Annotated in this window: 16 protein-coding genes and 1 pseudogene; 14 read left to right on the top strand and 3 right to left on the bottom strand. The window is 26.9% G+C overall.

The features are described 5' to 3' along the window. Positions 1-1,135, top strand: a 1,135-nt coding sequence (locus tag CVV26_02610; GenBank protein ID PKL72214.1) for a hypothetical protein, incomplete at its 5' end; no start/stop codon positions are given. A 243-nt stretch (positions 1,136-1,378) separates the two neighbouring features. Here the strand turns inward: CVV26_02610 and CVV26_02605 are convergent. Next, positions 1,379-1,675: a hypothetical protein gene (locus CVV26_02605; GenBank protein PKL72213.1), complete on the bottom strand. Its 297-nt coding sequence runs from the start codon at positions 1,673-1,675 to the stop codon at positions 1,379-1,381. Between the two features lie 66 nt (positions 1,676-1,741). Here CVV26_02605 and CVV26_02600 point away from each other — a divergent pair, with 66 nt between their 5' ends. From CVV26_02600 to rfbD, 11 genes and pseudogenes are all read left to right on the top strand, one after another. Beyond that, the gene (locus tag CVV26_02600; GenBank protein ID PKL72212.1) at positions 1,742-2,008 is read left to right on the top strand and encodes a transposase; all 267 of its coding nucleotides are present in this window, start codon (positions 1,742-1,744) and stop codon (positions 2,006-2,008) included. 148 nt (positions 2,009-2,156) lie between these two features. Further along, positions 2,157-2,279 (top strand): annotated as a pseudogene (locus CVV26_02595) (ISL3 family transposase). 96 nt (positions 2,280-2,375) lie between these two features. Further along, entirely contained in the window at positions 2,376-3,080 is a 705-nt protein-coding gene (locus CVV26_02590; protein PKL72211.1) for a hypothetical protein, read from the top strand. Positions 3,081-3,177: 97 nt separating this feature from the next. Continuing rightward, the gene (locus CVV26_02585; GenBank protein PKL72210.1) at positions 3,178-3,720 is read left to right on the top strand and encodes a hypothetical protein; all 543 of its coding nucleotides are present in this window, start codon (positions 3,178-3,180) and stop codon (positions 3,718-3,720) included. Between the two features lie 74 nt (positions 3,721-3,794). After that, a complete protein-coding gene (locus tag CVV26_02580) occupies positions 3,795-5,588 on the top strand; it encodes a hypothetical protein (protein ID PKL72209.1) in 1,794 nt (597 codons plus the stop codon). Between the two features lie 49 nt (positions 5,589-5,637). After that, positions 5,638-6,498, top strand: a complete 861-nt coding sequence (locus CVV26_02575; GenBank protein PKL72208.1) for a hypothetical protein — start codon at positions 5,638-5,640, stop codon at positions 6,496-6,498. A gap of 4 nt (positions 6,499-6,502) precedes the next feature. Beyond that, the gene (locus CVV26_02570; GenBank protein PKL72207.1) at positions 6,503-7,345 is read left to right on the top strand and encodes a glycosyl transferase family 2; all 843 of its coding nucleotides are present in this window, start codon (positions 6,503-6,505) and stop codon (positions 7,343-7,345) included. Positions 7,346-7,556: 211 nt separating this feature from the next. Next, a complete protein-coding gene (locus CVV26_02565; GenBank protein ID PKL72206.1) occupies positions 7,557-8,639 on the top strand; it encodes a hypothetical protein in 1,083 nt (360 codons plus the stop codon). A 26-nt stretch (positions 8,640-8,665) separates the two neighbouring features. Next, complete coding sequence (gene rfbB / locus CVV26_02560; protein ID PKL72205.1) at positions 8,666-9,721, top strand: dTDP-glucose 4,6-dehydratase; 1,056 nt, start codon at positions 8,666-8,668, stop codon at positions 9,719-9,721. 22 nt (positions 9,722-9,743) lie between these two features. Further along, the gene (locus CVV26_02555) at positions 9,744-10,160 is read left to right on the top strand and encodes a dTDP-6-deoxy-3,4-keto-hexulose isomerase (protein ID PKL72204.1); all 417 of its coding nucleotides are present in this window, start codon (positions 9,744-9,746) and stop codon (positions 10,158-10,160) included. An 11-nt stretch (positions 10,161-10,171) separates the two neighbouring features. Next, positions 10,172-11,029 (top strand): dTDP-4-dehydrorhamnose reductase, encoded by an 858-nt coding sequence (gene rfbD / locus CVV26_02550; GenBank protein PKL72203.1) that lies wholly within the window; start codon positions 10,172-10,174, stop codon positions 11,027-11,029. Between the two features lie 329 nt (positions 11,030-11,358). Here the strand turns inward: rfbD and CVV26_02545 are convergent, their stop codons facing one another. After that, positions 11,359-12,414, bottom strand: a complete 1,056-nt coding sequence (locus CVV26_02545) for a peptide chain release factor 1 (GenBank protein PKL72202.1) — start codon at positions 12,412-12,414, stop codon at positions 11,359-11,361. 75 nt (positions 12,415-12,489) lie between these two features. Then, on the bottom strand, positions 12,490-12,867 hold the full coding sequence (locus CVV26_02540; GenBank protein PKL72201.1) for a 50S ribosomal protein L31: 378 nt from the start codon (positions 12,865-12,867) through the stop codon (positions 12,490-12,492). A gap of 134 nt (positions 12,868-13,001) precedes the next feature. Between CVV26_02540 and CVV26_02535 the strand changes: the two genes are divergently transcribed. Beyond that, a complete protein-coding gene (locus CVV26_02535; protein ID PKL72200.1) occupies positions 13,002-13,568 on the top strand; it encodes a hypothetical protein in 567 nt (188 codons plus the stop codon). Between the two features lie 401 nt (positions 13,569-13,969). Further along, positions 13,970-16,853 (top strand): hypothetical protein (locus tag CVV26_02530; GenBank protein PKL72199.1); only part of this gene is annotated, 2,884 nt, incomplete at its 3' end.

The following is a 16,853-nucleotide window of genomic DNA, read 5'->3' as shown; positions in this document are numbered from 1 at the left end:
AGGTAATTTAGGTGAAGAAGCTTTACCAATTTTAAAAAAAATGATTGAAGATGAAGATTATGATGTTAGAATATCAGCAGCTCAAGCCTTAGGTAATTTTGGTGAAAAAATTTTACCAATTTTAAAAAAAATGATCGAAGATGAAGATTCTAATGTTAGAAGAACAGTAGCTCAAACTTTAGGTAATTTAGGTGAAAAAGCTTTACCAATTTTAAAAAAAATGATTGAAGATGAAGATCTTAATGTTAGAAAAATAGTAGCTCAAGCCTTAGGTAATTTTGGTGAAGAAGCTTTATCAATTTTAGAAAAAATGGTTGAAGATGAAGATTATGATGTTAGAATATCAGTAGCTCAAGCCTTAGGTAATTTAGGTGAAGAAGCTTTACCAATTTTAAAAAAAATGATTAAAGATAAACATTTTGATGTCCGAATATCAGTAGCTCAAGCTTTAAGTAATTTAGGTGAAAAAGCTTTACCAATTTTAAAAAAAATGATTGAAAATGAAGATCCTGATGTCCTGAAAGAAGCAACTCAAGCTAAAAGTGAAAGAACAAGTGAAATAGAAAATAGAGCATGGCAATTATCAACCAAAAAACCTTCTTTTGCCACTATTTTTGATAAAGGATTGTCTGAAAGAATTTTAAAAATTGAAAAAATTGTAGAAAAATTAAAAAAAGAATATAAAGAGAATTTTATAGGTTTAGTTATTTTTGGTAGTACAAGTAAAGGGTATTATACTCCTGAAAGTGATTTGGATTGGGGAATTATTGCTAAAAACAAAGAAGTTTCCACGAGATTTATAAATTTAGCTAGTTCTTTATCTCTTTGTGGTGAGCACTATGCTGGTGTGGATAATAAAAATCAAATTAAAGAAAATAAAGAAACTTTATATTATGGTTTATTTTTTGGTGATTCTAAAAAACTTTTAGAAATCCAAAAAGAAACTTTTAAAACATTAGATAAAAAAGAATGGGATGCAATTAGGAAAAACATTTTGGAAAATGAAACTAATTTAGAAAAAGCAGGAGACCGCTTTTTTTTGGAAGAAGAAAAATTAGATGAAATAAAACAAAGTGCAGCTCTTTTACGAGTCCCACCTTCATATGAAGAAATGTTAAAAATATGGAAAAATTAATAAGTTTTGAAAATCCAAATTAAGATATACAGTGATATTGAATAATTCTAGAGTTATGCAAAACATATTCTATATAATTATCGAGGAGTTTCTAAATATCATTTTCATATATCTTAAAGAAGTAGAATATCGTTTCAATCATAGAAATGAAAATCTTTTTAAATTATTTATATCAACATATTTTGGTTACGTTTCCCACTAATTACAATATATTTGTTTAATGGTCAAAAATGGTTGCTATTTTTACGGATTATATTTAAAATAATTATACCAAAGAATAAAATTCTTTCTGTTCTTTTTAGTTAGTCCTCTATGGATATTAAGATTATTTTTAAGATAAGAAAATCTGCATTCTAATCCGTTGCTTGATTTTGGTATTTTTGAATCATCTAAATAATAAAACATATTTGGCAAGGCATTTTTGATTAGTGATCTAGTTCGGTCTTTATGATTACTTATTTCATGTAATTTTCTGATTAAATGTCTTAAAATAATCCCAGCTTCTGTTTTAGGGAATCTTTTTAAATAGACCAATCCCATATAATGGTCGGGAAAAACTAGACACAAAATTTACAGAAATGAGAGAGAATGATAAAATGAAAATCTATGATAAAACAACCTAGGACTTTTAGTCCAAAAGATAAAGCAATAGTAGCGTTAAATGCTATTAAGGGCGATAAAACCATCGCTCAAATCAGTTCTGATTTTCAAGTCCATCCGGCTCAAATCGGATTATGGAAAAATCAAGCGATTAAAAATTTTGCTGAATTATTTAAAGACAATCGCAAAAAAGAAAAACAAAAAGAATTTGAACATCAAACTGAATTGGATAATTTGTATAAAATAAGGCTCTCCGTCGTTTATAGTGGGTAAATTTTAAGATTTTGTGTATAATTGTACATATGCAAAAACAAATTTTTACAAAGGAATCACTTTTTACAAAAGCTCTTGGATTACAAGATCCTTGGGATGTTGAAAAAATAGAATTTTTTGAAGTACCAAAAAAGGAGACTTATACGATTGTGAATATTGTGGAGTAAAACATACTGTTCATGATAAAGTAAAAAGAACTTGGAAACATTTACGATTTTTTGAACATCCAACTTATATTCATGCTGAAGTTCCAAGAATTTATTGTAAAGAAAATAATAAAATAGGAAATATATCATTACCATTTGCTAGAAAAAATTCTGGATTTACACTTTTATTTGAAGTTTTTGTTTTAGAATTATCGCAACATATGACAATGACAGCAGTTGCTAAATTAACAGGAGAATCTGATAAAACTATTTATAGAATTTTAGATTATTTTGTAAATAAAGCTCGTGCTGAAGAAAATTGGAGTTCTGTAAAGAACATTGGAGTTGATGAAACAAGTAGTAGAAAAGGACATAATTATATTTCAACTTTTGTTGATATTGATAAAGTAAAAGTTTTATCTATCACAAAAGGAAAAGATAACAGTGTGATTAAGGCTCTAATTAAGGATTTTGAAGCACATAAAGGTAAAAGAGAAAATATTAAAAATGTATGTGCGGATTTATCACAAGCTTTTAGGAAAGGAATTAAAAATGAACTTCCAGATGTGATAATAACTTCTGATAGATTTCATATTATGCAATTAGTTGCGCGAGCTCAAGACAAAGTGCGATTAAGAGAATATAAAACACAAAAGCAAATGAAAAATCTTAGATATGCATTACTATCAAACCCTGAAAATCAAACTGAAAAACAAAAACAAATTATTGAAGTTTTAAAAGAAATTCTCCAATATTTTAAATCAAGAATGACGAGTGGAGCCGTGGAAGGGTTAAATACAATTATTCAACTTTTAAAAAGACGAGCACGAGGTTTTGGAAACACCGAACATTTTATGACAATGATTTACTTAAAGTGCGGAAAACTAAAATTTAATTTACCAAGCGTAATGAGCTACCTACTATAAACGACGGAGAGCCATATTTATTCTAATCTTAAAGCAAATTTAACTATTATAGCAACCATTTTTGACCATTAAACCAAAATTTTTAACAAATTAAATTATGGAAAATACAAACAATAATCCAATTAAAAATTTAGATGAATTTATTCAAAAAATAGACAAAATGAAAAAGCAAGATAAAATGGATTTATCGTCTGATCAAGATTTATCAATTGCTATAATGAATTTAGTAAGCATTGAGGAACACTTTTTTTTTACAGCTAAAAAAACCAATAAGCCGGAATATTTTGATTTATTACAAGAGGTAAGAACAATGCGTGGCGAGTTGTTAAGAAAAATTGTCAAAGATCCAGAAGGCGAAGAATGGTGTATTTCTAAACATTTATTGGCTGCATCTATGCGTTTGATGGAAGTTGGGACAAAACAATTTGGAATGGGTAAAAAAAATGAAGCGCGCGATCTTTTTGATAAAGCGTATAATCTTTACTCACTTTTTTGGGGTTTGAATATGAAATTAATTAATAAAGAAAATATTAAAAAAATCGACGGTAATGCTTTAAATATATACGATACAGAAAAAAAGGGATTTATGGGAAAGCTGAGCGGACTAGTTAAAAAAGTAGTTAACTGTTGTATTGAATAAGTTTTTTTGACAAAAAAAAGAATTTAGAGTATTATTATTAATAATGTTTATATTATAAATATTAATAAAAAAATATGAAAGGAATTATTTTGGCAGGTGGTAGTGGGACAAGACTTTATCCTAATACTAAAGTGACTAATAAACATTTGTTGCCAGTTTATAATCAGCCGATGATTTATTATCCAATTCAGACATTAATGAGAGCTGGGATTACTGATATTTTGATTTTACCTGGAAAAGATAATGCTGGAGATTTTGCTAAATTATTAGGATCAGGAAAAGAATTTAATGCTAATTTTAGTTTTAAAGTTCAAGATCATGCTGGAGGATTGGCTTATGCTGTTGGTCTTGCTGAAGAATTTGTTGGAGATGATAATTTTGTCGTTATTTTTGGAGACAATATTATTGAAGATAATATTATTAAAGATGTTCAGGAATTTGAATCAGGAGCAAAAATATTTTTAAAACAAGTTTCTGATCCAGAAAGATTTGGAATAGCTGAGTTAGAAGGAAATAAAGTTATTAATATAGAGGAAAAACCAAAACAACCAAAAGCAAATTGGTGTGTTATTGGAATGTATTTTTACGATTCTAAGGCTTTTGGTTATATAAAAAATATGAAACCATCCGATCGCGGAGAATTGGAAATTACAGATTTAAATAATATTTATGTTAAGAGCGGGAAAATGAAAGTAGGGTTTTTAGAGGGTAATTGGTTTGATGTTGGAACACATGAAAGCCTTGTTGAAGCTGCCTATAATTTAAAAAACAAACAAAGACCATTAGAAGTTATAAAAATTGAACAAAAAAATTCACCTTTGATTGTAATTGGAGGAATTCTTTATGATTCGCTAGATGAAAAATATGTAACTTCAAAATATTTACCTGATTTTTTTACTAGTGTAAAAATGCAGGATTATAAAAATATTAAATTAATTTTTGTTGATAATAGTCAAGATGAAAATAATTTAAATATTAAATATATAAAAGAATATTTTCCAGAAATTGAAATAATAAGACCAGGATATAATACTGGTTTTGGAAAAGCTAATAATCTAATAATTAGAAGAGCAGTTGAATTAAAAGCTAATTATTATTTTGCAACAAATGTAGATATGTTTTATGAATCAAATGTAATTTCAGAATTAGTTAATGCAATAATAAAATCTCCACAAAATAGCTCATCTACTTGTAAACTTAAACGTTGGAATTTTAAAAGAAAAGAGAGCGATAATAAAGGAATAACTAATTTTATAGATACAGTTGGAATTGCAATAACCAAAGAGCATCGTTTTATTGATCGTGGGCAAGGAGAAATTGATTACGGTCAATTTGATAAGGAAGTTGAAATTTTTGGTCCTTCTGGTGCTGCTGCAATGTATAATATCTATGCATTAGAGGATGTTGCTTTTTTAAACAAAGAAGGAAAAAAAGAATATTTTGACGAATTAATGTTTATGTATAAAGAAGATTGTGATTTAGCTTATAGATTACAAATGGCAGGATATAAAAGTTTATATACACCAAATGCAACTATTCATCATGATCGGTCAGTTGAAGCAAAAGGTAATAGCATAATTGATATTATAAAAGGAAGAATTGGGAGACAAAAAAAATATAAAGAATGGTCTTGGTTAAATCATCATATTATTTTAAATAAGATGATAGATGGAAGTTATCCTGTTTCTATTAGATTAAAAACATTTTGGTATGAAGTTAAGAGTAATACCTTTGCATTGTTTTTTGAACCATTTTTAGTAAAGCAGTGGTGGCAACTTTTTAAATTAAGGAAACAAATAAAAGCGCGCAAGAATCAGATAAAAAAAAGAGTAAAAATTAAAACATATATAGAAAAAATAATGGAATAATTATAGTTTGTCGTGTTAGAAATTATATATTAATTTAGATTAAAAAAATATGGATTTAACAATTATAACAGTTTCATGGAATGTGAAAGATTTTGTGAGAGACAATTTTAATAATATTTATCAAAATACAAAAAATATTGAATTTGAAATTTTTGCAGTTGATAATGATTCAAAAGATGGAACAGTAGATATGATTAAAAATGAATTTCCAGAAGTACATTTAATAGCTAATGATTATAATGCTGGGTTTGCTAAAGCAAATAATCAGGCAATAAAATTGGCTAAAGGAAGATATATTTTATTGCTTAATCCAGATATGCGTGTTTTGCCAGGAACTCTTGAAAAAATGGTTAAATGGATGGATGAGCATAAACAAGCAGGTGTTGCTGGTTGTCATTTAATAAAAGAAAATAACGAAACAGTTCTACATGTTCGTCGTTATCCTAAATTTTTTGATCAATTAGCAATTACTTTAAAATTACCGCATATTTTTCCAAGCATACTTAATAATTATTTATATAAAGATTTTGATTATAAAAATGAAGCAGTGGTTGATTCTATTCGTGGTTCATTTTTTATGATTAGAAAAGAAGTAATTGAAAAAATTGGAGGACTTGATGAGCGATATTTTATTTGGTTTGAAGAAGTGGATTATTGCAAACAAGTGAAAAATGCTGGATGGGATATTATGTATACACCGAAAACAGAATGTATTGATTTTGTTGGTAAAAGTTTTGCATTAGTTAAAAGAGGAAAAACCCAGGAATATTTTTGTGATTCAATGCTTAAATATTTTAAAAAATGGCATCCTGTTTGGCAATATTTTATTTTAAAATTAGCATGGTTTATTGGAAAAAAAATTACTTTTATTGGAGAAAAATTAAATTTTAAAATTAAAGCAAAAACATAAATTTATGCAAAATTATAAAGTAACAATTTTAATTCTTGATTATTTAAAAGCTAAACAAGTTGTAGAAAATGTAAAATCTATTATAGAGCAAGAAGTTAATTTTCAATTTAAAATAATTGTTATTGATAATTCTTGTAATGAATTAAATGCTAATATTTTAAAACATTGTTTAAAAGATTTTGAATGCGTAAAAGTGATTATTAATCAAAAAAATGTTGGATATATAAAAGCTCATAATCAAGTTAATAAAGAAATAGAAGGTCAATATGTTGCTATTGTAAATCCTGATATAATGTGGAAAGAAAAAGATGCTTTGTTAAAAATGGTTGATTATTTAGATAAGCATAAAGATATTGGAATATTAGGTCCGAAGCAAATTAATAATGATGGAGTAATTGCTATGACTGTACGGGCATTTCCAAAGTTTTTTATTCAAGTAGCAAGAAGGACATTTTTTAGAAAAATTCCTATTTTAAAAAATTTTGTAGAATATGATGAAATGCAACATTTGGATTATTCAAAAATCCAAGATGTTGATTGGCTTCAATCTTCATGCGTAATTATTAGAAAAGAATTATGGGATGATATTAAAGGATTATGTAAAGATTATTTTCTTTTTATGTCTGATGTTGAACTTTGCTATCAAGTGTGGAAAAGAGGCAAAAGAGTTGTATATTATCCAGAAACTCAAGTATATGCTGATGGAAAACGAGTAAGCGCTGGTGGTTTTAAACAATTTTTTAAAAACTGGGTTTTAAGACAACATGTTGTTGATTCATTAAGATATATGTTCAAACATTTTTTCGAAAAAAATCCACGAAAGATTTACATAAAAACACAAAAATAATTTTAATTTTATTTATTAACGGTTAAGGTTCATATGAAATGAGAGACCCCTAACTTTAACTTTGTTTATTAAATTGGTAGACTAATAAGATAACTAATTATTAATCTATCAATCGTATGAACAAAGAAAAATTGATTAAATTAAGAAAGAAAATAAACGAAATGTTTTTTAAAAAAAGATTTTAAAAAAATAAATAGTTAAAAAAGAAAATTTGTCTTGGAATTTCGTTTCTACTTGGACACAAAATAAAGATCAAAATTTTGAAGATGATAAAAGGGATTGGAAAAAAGGAAAACCAAGAATTCACGTTGAATCAGATAAACAGCTGGTGATAAAAATTAGAAAAGAACTTGAACTATCAAATAAAGAATTTTACATTGGCTCAGAAACAGTTTTAGATAAAATTAAAAATAGCGATTACAGCAACAAAGAAAAAATAAATCTGTCGTTTATTAAGAAGACTTTAAAAGATTCAGGGTTGTCAAAAACTCATAAAAAGAAAGTAAAAGGAAATTCTGTATATCAGCATTATCCAAAAACATTAATAGAAAATATAGGATCAGTTATTGTTGAAATAGATTTTTTGGAACGTGTTATTAAAGGACGAACCCAACCACTTAACTTTATATCATTTTCCTGCAAAAAGCTAAAATTAAGACAATTTAAGCGTATTCCCGCGCAAACCAGCATATATGCCAGAAAAGGAATTAAATGGTTCTGTGATAATTTCTTTATTCCTGATGAATTTAAAATGGACAATGGATTAGCATTTATTGGCAGCGCTTCTGGCAAAAGGAGTTTAAGCAAAGTTGTGTTAATGTTATTTTGGATGAAAGTAATACCAATTTTTACCAATCCTCGCAGTCCATGGAATAATGGTTCTGTGGAAGGATCAAATTCAGTCTTTGCTAAAAATTTCTGGAATAAATTTATTTTTAATTCTATTGATGATGTAGATGAAAAATTAAAATTATTTACTGTGTCAAGTTTAAATCGATCAAAATTCAATAAAAATAATTTTGAACAAATTATTAAAAATAAACTTATTCCAAAAATTTATTTCATTCGGAAAGTTCATGAGAACAAGGAAAAAGAAAAAGGTGAAATTAACATACTAAATGAAAAAATAAACTTGCCAAAAGAGTATATTAATTTATTTACTTTATCCAAATGGGATCTTAAAACCGAAATGTTAACAGTTTTATTTGAAAAAGATCAAAAAGAAAATATTATCAAAAAAATTAAATTCAAAATTAACGAAAAATCAAGAAATGGGGTCTCTCATTTCATATGAACCTTAACTATTAATATAAAAAATTTATGAGATTACTTGTTTGTGGTGGAGCTGGATTTATTGGCTCTAATTTTATTCATTATATTTTAGAAAAACGTTCAGATTATAAAATTGTTAATTATGACAAATTAACATATGCCGGGAATTTAGAAAATTTAAAAGACATTGAAAATAATTTAAATTATAAATTTATTCAAGGTGATATTATTGATTTGGAAAAATTAAATCAAATTATTGTAGAAAATAGTATTACACATATTATAAATTTTGCCGCAGAAACCCATGTTGATCGTTCTATTCATGGTGGTTTAAAGGATTTTGTATTGACCAATACTTTGGGAGTGCAAATGATTCTTGATGCGGTACGTACTAATGGAATTGAAAAATTTGTAAATGTTTCAACTGATGAAGTTTATGGAGCTTTAGAATTAGATGAGCAGAGATTATTTACAGAAAATACTCCAATTGAACCAAATATGCCGTATGCTGCTGCTAAGGCTGGTGGTGATTTAATGTGCAGGGCATATTTTAAAACTCATAAAGTGCCTGTTATTGTTACACATTGTTCAAATAATTATGGGCCATTTCAATTTCCAGAAAAAGTAATTCCATTTTTTGTTTTTAAATTATTAAAAAACGAAAAAGTATCTGTTTATGGAGATGGTTTAAATGTGCGTGATTGGATTCATGTTAATGATCATGCTAAGGCTTTACTTTTAATGTTAGAAAAAGGCGAGCCCGGCAGAGTTTATAATATTGGTTCTGACAATGAAAGAAATAATTTAGAAATAACTAAAATGATTTTGAAAATTATGGACAAGAACGAAGAGATGATTGAATATGTAACTGATCGTCCGGGACATGATAGACGTTATGCTGTTGATGCGAGCTTAATTAGAAGTCTTGGTTGGACTTCTGATTATCCTAGAGAAAAATTTGAACAAGGATTAAAAGAAACAGTTGAATGGTATTTAAAAAATATAGAGTGGGTAGAAAAATTGTTAGAAAAAAAAGATGAAATGAATAAATTTATGGATAATTTTTGTGCAAAATCTGAAAAACCTTTAGAACGATCAAATTAAAATTTTTTAAATTTAAAAAACTATGAAAATAAATTTTCAACAATTTGAATTAAAGAAAATTCAAGCACCTCATTTTTTAATGAGGCCAGTGGAATTAAAAGATTATATTGATTTTGAAGTGAAACGAGTTTATTTTATCACAAAACCGATTGGAAATACTGGCGCGCATTGTCATAAAATTGAAGAAGAGTTTTTTATTATGATTCAAGGTAGTTGTGTAGCTGTGATTGATAAAGGAAATGGATTAGAAGAGTTTAAATTTGAAGCGCCAATATCTGCTTTTTATGTAAGTGAATATGTCTGGCATCATTTTAAAGATCTTTCTTCCGATGTAATTTTATTAGCTTTAAGCTCAACAAATTATAATTCAAATCGTTCAGATTATATTGAGGATTATGAGGAATTTAAAAAAGTAATTTCTGAAAAAATAAATAATTAATTATTTTTATTATGAAAATATTAATACTTGGTTCAAAAGGAAATTTGGGAGTACAATTAGTAAAGGTTTTTTCCAATGGAAATGAAGTAATAGGCTGGGATAGAGCAGAGGTTGATATAACAGATAGAGAGTTAATTTTAAAAAAAGTTAATAATTTAAAGCCTGATGTAATTATTAATGCTGCAGCTTATAATGCTGTTGATAGATGTGAGGAAAGCGATGAGGAATATGAATTAGCTAAAAAAATAAATATTGATGGTGTAAAATTTTTAGCAGAAGCTGCTTTTAATGTAAAAGCTATTTTAATTCATTATTCATCTGACTATGTTTTTTCTGGAAATAAAGAAAATGGTTATAGCGAAGATGATTTGCCAGATCCAATTAATCGTTATGGTAAAACTAAATTTTTTGGTGAAAAAAAAATTATAGAATTAAGTGGAAAAGGTTTAAAGTGGTATTTAATTAGAACTTCAAAATTATTTGGACCAAAAGGAGAAAAAGAAGTTGCAAAAGATAGTTTTTTTAATATTATGTTGAAATTAAGTAAAGAAAAAAATGAATTAAATGTTGTTGATGGAGAAAAAAGTTGTTTTACTTATACTCCTGATTTGGCGTTTGCTACTAAAAATTTATTAGAAATAAATAAGAAGTATGGCATTTATCATTTAACAAATTTAGGTTCTTGCACTTGGTATGAGGGAGTTGTTGAATTATTTAAATTAAAAAATATTAATATTAAAGTTAATCGTATTAATAGTGATGATTTAAAACGGCCAGCCAAGCGACCACAAAATTCAGTTTTATTAAACACAAAATTGCCGAAATTGCGTGATTATAAAGAAGCATTGGAAGAATATTTAAAAATATAAAAATACTTCTTCAAGTATTTTTTAATATTTAGAAATTTATTACTGAACTTTGGTAAATTTTCTTAAATGTCATTTTTATTAGATTTCTATTCTTAATGAAACTCAACGACAAACTTGCTATAGAAATAACAAAGAAGGTTGTCATTCCCACGAAATAGGGAATCCATGTTTCATAACTTAATTAAATCTGGATCCCCGCGTTCGCGAGGATGACAGTCTTCTCTGGATTCCCTTTGGAGCCTGCTCTCGAGTTTCATCGGGGGAAAGGGCGGAAAAAATAAAAAAATACTTTTTTATAAGAAATTTGCCAAAGTTTAAATTATAGTCATTTATAAACAATTATTTAAAGATTGGTTTGTGAGTTCAATAATTATTTGATCTAAATCTCCATCTAAAATGTTGGCAATATTATGCCAACTTTTTTTTATTCTATGATCAGTAATGCGATCTTGTGGAAAATTATAAGTTCTATTTTTTTCTGAACGATCGCCAGTACCTACTTGACTTTTTCGCTCAGTTGTTAAGGTTTTTTGTTTTTTTTCTTGTTCTAACACCAAAAGTCGAGAACGTAAAACAGTAAAAGCTTTTTCTTTATTTTGAGGTTGTGAACGTTCATTTTGACAAGAAACAACAATATTTGTGGGTAAATGAGTTATTCTGACTGCTGTTGAAACCTTGTTTACATTTTGTCCGCCATGACCGCCTGAACAAAAAACATCAATGCGTAAATCTTTTGGATCAATTTTAATATCAATTTCTTCTGCTTCAGGCAAAACAGCAACAGTTGCAGTAGAAGTGTGAATTCGTCCTTGTTTTTCTGTTTCAGGAACTCTTTGAACACGATGAACTCCTATTTCATATTTTAGTTGAGAATAAACATTATTGCCTGTAATTTCAAAAGTAATTTCTTTAAATCCTCCAATTTCTGTTTTATTAGAATCAATAAGATTTGTTTTCCATTTTTTTCTTTCAGCAAAACGAAAATACATTCGAAATAAATCAGCTGCAAAAAGTTCTGCTTCATTTCCACCAACGCCAGCTCGAATTTCCATAATAATATTTTTTTCATCTAAAGGATCTTTGGGAGAAAGTAAAATTTTTATTTTTATTTCTAAATTTATTTTATTTATTTCTAAATTTTTTAATTCTTGTTGAATTAATTCAATCATTTCTTGATCAATTTCTGTTTTTAAAAATTCTTTATTTTGATTTATGTCTTTTTCTAAAGATTCAAGTTTTTTAAAATTTTCCACAATTTCTTTATTTTCGTTGAATTTTTTAGAAATTTCTTTTATTTTTTGAATATCATTAAAAATGCTTGGATCTTGTAATTGTTGTTCAAGTTCGTTTAAAGATTTTTGAAATTTTGGAAGTTGTTTTAACATAATTATTAATCTAAAAAATCCTGCTATTATTTTTTATAATAAAAAGCAGGATTTTTGTAAATAAATTTTATTTAGTTATTTTTTTTCAATCTTTTTTATAGGTTTAATTTTAGTTTCCTTTTTTTTCTTAGAATCAACGTTAAGCTTAATTTTTTTTTCAGGTTTAACTTTAGGTTTAATTTCAGTTTCAATTTTTTCTTTTGGTTCAATTTTTATTTTTTTTGCATCAATAACTTTTTTGTTTAAAATTTCTTTTTTAGCTGATCTTAATTTAAAACGGTCTAATCTTCCAGCTGTGTCGATTAATTTTTGTTTTCCAGTATAAAATGGATGGCAATGAGAACAAATTTCAACATGAATTTCTTTTATTGTTGATCCAATAGTAAAATTATTTCCGCAAGCGCAAATAATTTTAGCATCTGAATAATAAGTTGGATGAATATTCTTTTTCATAATATTAATATTATATACTATCTATTTTTTAAAGTCAAATTTTTTAAATTGAATAAAAATAAAAAGTGTTGATAATTTAAAATCAAAGGTCGAAAAAAATAATTTTTTATTTTAATTTTTAATTAACAAAATTTATGAAAAAAAATATATTAATTTCAATGTTATTTGTTTTTGTTTTTATGTTTACAATAACATTTAGCGCTATAGCAGAAGAAACAGTTCCTCTTGTTGACTCTAAGCCAGCAATAATAGACACTATTAAACCAAAATCAATAATAAAAGAAGTAAAACCAGCGATAAAAAAAATAATAAAAAAAGAAATTTCAGATATTAAATCAAAACCAGAAATAAAAAAAGAAATTTTTGTGCAATTAAAAGATTTAAAATGTGTAAAAGCTGCTGTTGAAAAACGCGAAATTGCAATTCAAACAGCAGTTGATGTTTATTCAGCATCAATTAAAGCTTCTTTTGAAGCTAGAAAAAATAGCTTACTTATTGCTTGGGATATTGCAAAAACAAAAGAACGAAATGTTGCTATTAAAAATGCTTTTGTGCAACAAAAAAAAGCAGGGAAAGATGCTTTAAAAATAGATAAAAAAACACGTTTACAAATTTGGCAAAGTTTTATAAAAGAGCGAATTATTTGTAAAGTAGAACCAACAGGAGAAGATATGAACGAAGATGTGAATTTTAATAAGTAAGAAAAATTATAGAAATGTTAAAATATAAAAGGAGCAGAATATTTATCTGCTCCTTTTAATATATAAAAATATTGTGGATAAGGTGTGAATAAAATTAATGGATTTTTTAGTTTTTATTTAATTTAAGTATAAATTAATGTGGATAAGTGTTGTGAAAAAATTAAAAAAGTATTTTCTATTTTTATATATTATTTTTTTAAGCTTAAATTGGCGAAAATAATTTTAAAAATAATAAAAAATATTTTTAAGAAATTTTATTATTTAAATTAATTTTTTAAATTGACAAAGCCATTTAAAAGAATTATTATAAATTAATAATTTAAGTGAATTTAAAAATAAAAATGAAATTATAAAATTTTATTAATAAATTCATAATCCATAAATTATGAACTATTTAAATTATGGATTTTAAAAAAGGAGAACAACTTAAAACTCAAAAACAATTTTTTGTATTTCTAAAAAATACAGAAGTTTTTTTATTTTCTAAAAAGGTCTGCATTTCGATGATTTTAATCGTAATAGCAGGCTTTTTTTGTTTTTCTTTTGCTCCAAATAAAGTTCAAGCTATTCCATTTCCAATTAGTTCAAAAGAAATAATAGAAAAGATGGGTATAAAAGAAATAATAGAAAATTTATTTAAACAAATTACAAAAAAAGAAGAAGAAAAAAATGTGCCAGCAATTCCAGAAACAAAAATAGAATCTCCAATTGCGGTTCCTGTAGAAGAAATTATAGAACCAAAGAAAGTAGAGCTAAAAGGAATAAAAGATAAAATAAAAAATCTTTTTATTTTTCCAAAAAAAGAAAATAAACAAGAAATAAAAACAGAACCTTCTGTTACAGCTCCTGTTGTTATTCCTTCTGAAACAATTAATGAACCTATAAAAATAGAGCCAGAAAAACAAGAAAAAAAAGGAGTTGTTGATGCAATAAAGGATTTTTTTACACCTAAAAAAGAAGAAGAAAAAATAATTGTTCCTATTTCAGTTGTTCCTGTTGAAGAATTAAATGGAATAATAAATTTAGGCAAACAAGGCAATATAGTAAACTTAAATCAAGATGGTGCAATTTATAATTTTTCAATTATTCAATCAAAGGATGAAGATATTATTTTACAGCCAGCATCTGGATATTCAGTTAAAATTGGTACTGGAGAAATGAAACATGACAAAACTTCAAATGGGGATTTGTTAGTTACTGGAAGTTTAGAAGTACAAAATGCTGCTTATTTTGAAGTTCCATCAAATGAAAATAAATCAGGAATTACAATTATTCAAAATGGTCAAGGGAAAATTATTTCAGCAATAAATGAAAATGGAACAGAAATTTTTAATATTGACAAAACCGGTAAATTATCTAAATTATCTGCTTCTTCAGGTGAGATAACTAATTTAAATGGTAATTTAGCAAGACTAAATTCAGCCACAATAATAGACAAATTAACTGTTAATGGAGATAGTAAATTAAATAATATTGCTGTAAAAAAATTGGAAGTTAGTTCAGACGGAACAATTAAAGGCGTATTAAATGTTAAAGGAAAAGCAGTATTAAATACTTTAGAAGTAAAAGGATTAACCTCTTTGTTGTCAGCTTTAAATGTTGCTGGAGATTTAGTGTTAGGAAATAATAAATTTATTGTTAGCGCTGAATCAGGAGATGTTTTTGTAAAAGGTGATATTATTGCTGATAAAGATATTATTGCAAGAAACAATTTAGATGTTATTGGTAAAATGACAACAAAGGGGCAATCTATTTTAGAGGGAAATGTAAACATTGGAAAGGATTTATTCGTTAGTGCACAAACAAATTTAAATGGATTATCTACAACTGGCAATGTAAATATTGGTGGTAATCTTTCAATTAATGGAACTTTTTCTCCACAAAGTATTAGCACAGGAAGTATATATAGCGGAGGATTAAATGTGTCAGGCCATAGTTTTTTTAATTCTATAGGTGTTTCTTCCAGTGCTAGTATAGGAGATTTAGGCGTAGCTAGCTCTGCTACTTTAGGAAATAGCTCAAGTAATACATTAAAAGTGAATGCAACTTCTACTTTTAATGCGCCAATAAAAGTAAATAGTACTTTAAATGTAATAGGAAATACAACAATTGGTGGAAATTTAGATGTAACTGGAGTGGTTACATTTGGTGGTGCCTCTTCCTTATATGCGCAGACAATTGTTGTGGCAAAGGGAGGTAGTATTTATTCAACTATTAAACAAGGCTTGGATTCAATTACTGATAATGGACCAACAAAAAGATATTTAATTGAGGTTAAACCAGGGACTTATGAAGAAAATGTTGCAATGAAGGATTATGTTGATATTATTGGAGCAGGACCAGAGGTTGTTATTATCAAATCAAACGCGCCAACTGTATCGTTAATTGATGCAACTGCTACTGTTAATACAGGACGTTTAGAAAAAGTAACTCTTGAAGTAACAAACGATGTTATAGGAATTGATGTTATTAATGTAGGTGCAGGAAATTTAACTATTGATAATGTAAACATTACTCGGGCTGGAATAGGCGTAGCTACAGGTATTAATATTACAACTGGGTCGCCGATTATTAATCAAGTAAATATTTCTGGAGTAGCCACAGGTATTGTTCATAGTGGTATTTCTGGTGTAACAACTATTACTCGATCCATTATTATTTCAACAGTTGATGATATTAAAGTAACAGGGGTTGGAGGAAAAATTAGTTCTTCATATAATAAATTAAAAGGCGCTGGAAGTAATTTAAGAAGTGTTGCTGGTGCAATAGTTCAAACAAATCACGATTCTTTAACAACTACAAATTTTGCAGGAACAACTGAAGGATCAACTACTGTAGTGGGGCAATTAGTGCCATTTGCAAATGATTCCTATGATTTAGGAACTTTAACAAATAGATTTCGAAATATATATGCTACATCGCTTGTCAATATAGGAACAATAAGCACAACAAATGATACAATTACAATTAATGAAGGAAACATTACAGCTGATACTTTAAATTCTCAGCTTATTTTTGATCGTGGGACTGTGGTTCCTTCAGAACAAGATGCAATTTTTAAATGGGATGCCACTAATGATCGTTTTAATTTAAATTTTCCTCTTTTTCTTTCCAGTGATGGTTCATCAACTTCTTCAGCAACAATAAGCACTGATAAAAATTTAAATTTAACAATGACAGCCCATGATGCTGGGGCAAAAACAATGACTATTCAAGCTCTAAACGCTGGAACTGGGCAAGGTAATTTAGACATTGACGCGAAAAGCGCCATTACAATGGATAGCG

The organism is Candidatus Kuenenbacteria bacterium HGW-Kuenenbacteria-1 (genome assembly GCA_002839745.1).
Lineage (GTDB): Bacteria > Patescibacteriota > Patescibacteriia > UBA2591 > PGYQ01 > PGYQ01.
The sequence above is the reverse complement of the archived record's forward strand: the minus strand, read 5'-3'. Positions and strand labels throughout refer to the sequence as shown.

Coding starts and splice junctions, on each gene's coding strand:
- CVV26_02540 (PKL72201.1), bottom strand. CDS start 12,867: ATGAAAAAGAATATTCATCCAACTTATTATTCAGATGCTAAAATTATT.
- CVV26_02580 (PKL72209.1), top strand. CDS start 3,795: ATGAAAGGAATTATTTTGGCAGGTGGTAGTGGGACAAGACTTTATCCT.
- CVV26_02590 (PKL72211.1), top strand. CDS start 2,376: ATGACAATGACAGCAGTTGCTAAATTAACAGGAGAATCTGATAAAACT.
- CVV26_02600 (PKL72212.1), top strand. CDS start 1,742: ATGATAAAACAACCTAGGACTTTTAGTCCAAAAGATAAAGCAATAGTA.
- CVV26_02535 (PKL72200.1), top strand. CDS start 13,002: ATGAAAAAAAATATATTAATTTCAATGTTATTTGTTTTTGTTTTTATG.
- CVV26_02545 (PKL72202.1), bottom strand. CDS start 12,414: ATGTTAAAACAACTTCCAAAATTTCAAAAATCTTTAAACGAACTTGAA.
- CVV26_02570 (PKL72207.1), top strand. CDS start 6,503: ATGCAAAATTATAAAGTAACAATTTTAATTCTTGATTATTTAAAAGCT.
- CVV26_02585 (PKL72210.1), top strand. CDS start 3,178: ATGGAAAATACAAACAATAATCCAATTAAAAATTTAGATGAATTTATT.
- CVV26_02605 (PKL72213.1), bottom strand. CDS start 1,675: ATGGGATTGGTCTATTTAAAAAGATTCCCTAAAACAGAAGCTGGGATT.
- CVV26_02555 (PKL72204.1), top strand. CDS start 9,744: ATGAAAATAAATTTTCAACAATTTGAATTAAAGAAAATTCAAGCACCT.
- CVV26_02575 (PKL72208.1), top strand. CDS start 5,638: ATGGATTTAACAATTATAACAGTTTCATGGAATGTGAAAGATTTTGTG.
- rfbB (PKL72205.1), top strand. CDS start 8,666: ATGAGATTACTTGTTTGTGGTGGAGCTGGATTTATTGGCTCTAATTTT.
- rfbD (PKL72203.1), top strand. CDS start 10,172: ATGAAAATATTAATACTTGGTTCAAAAGGAAATTTGGGAGTACAATTA.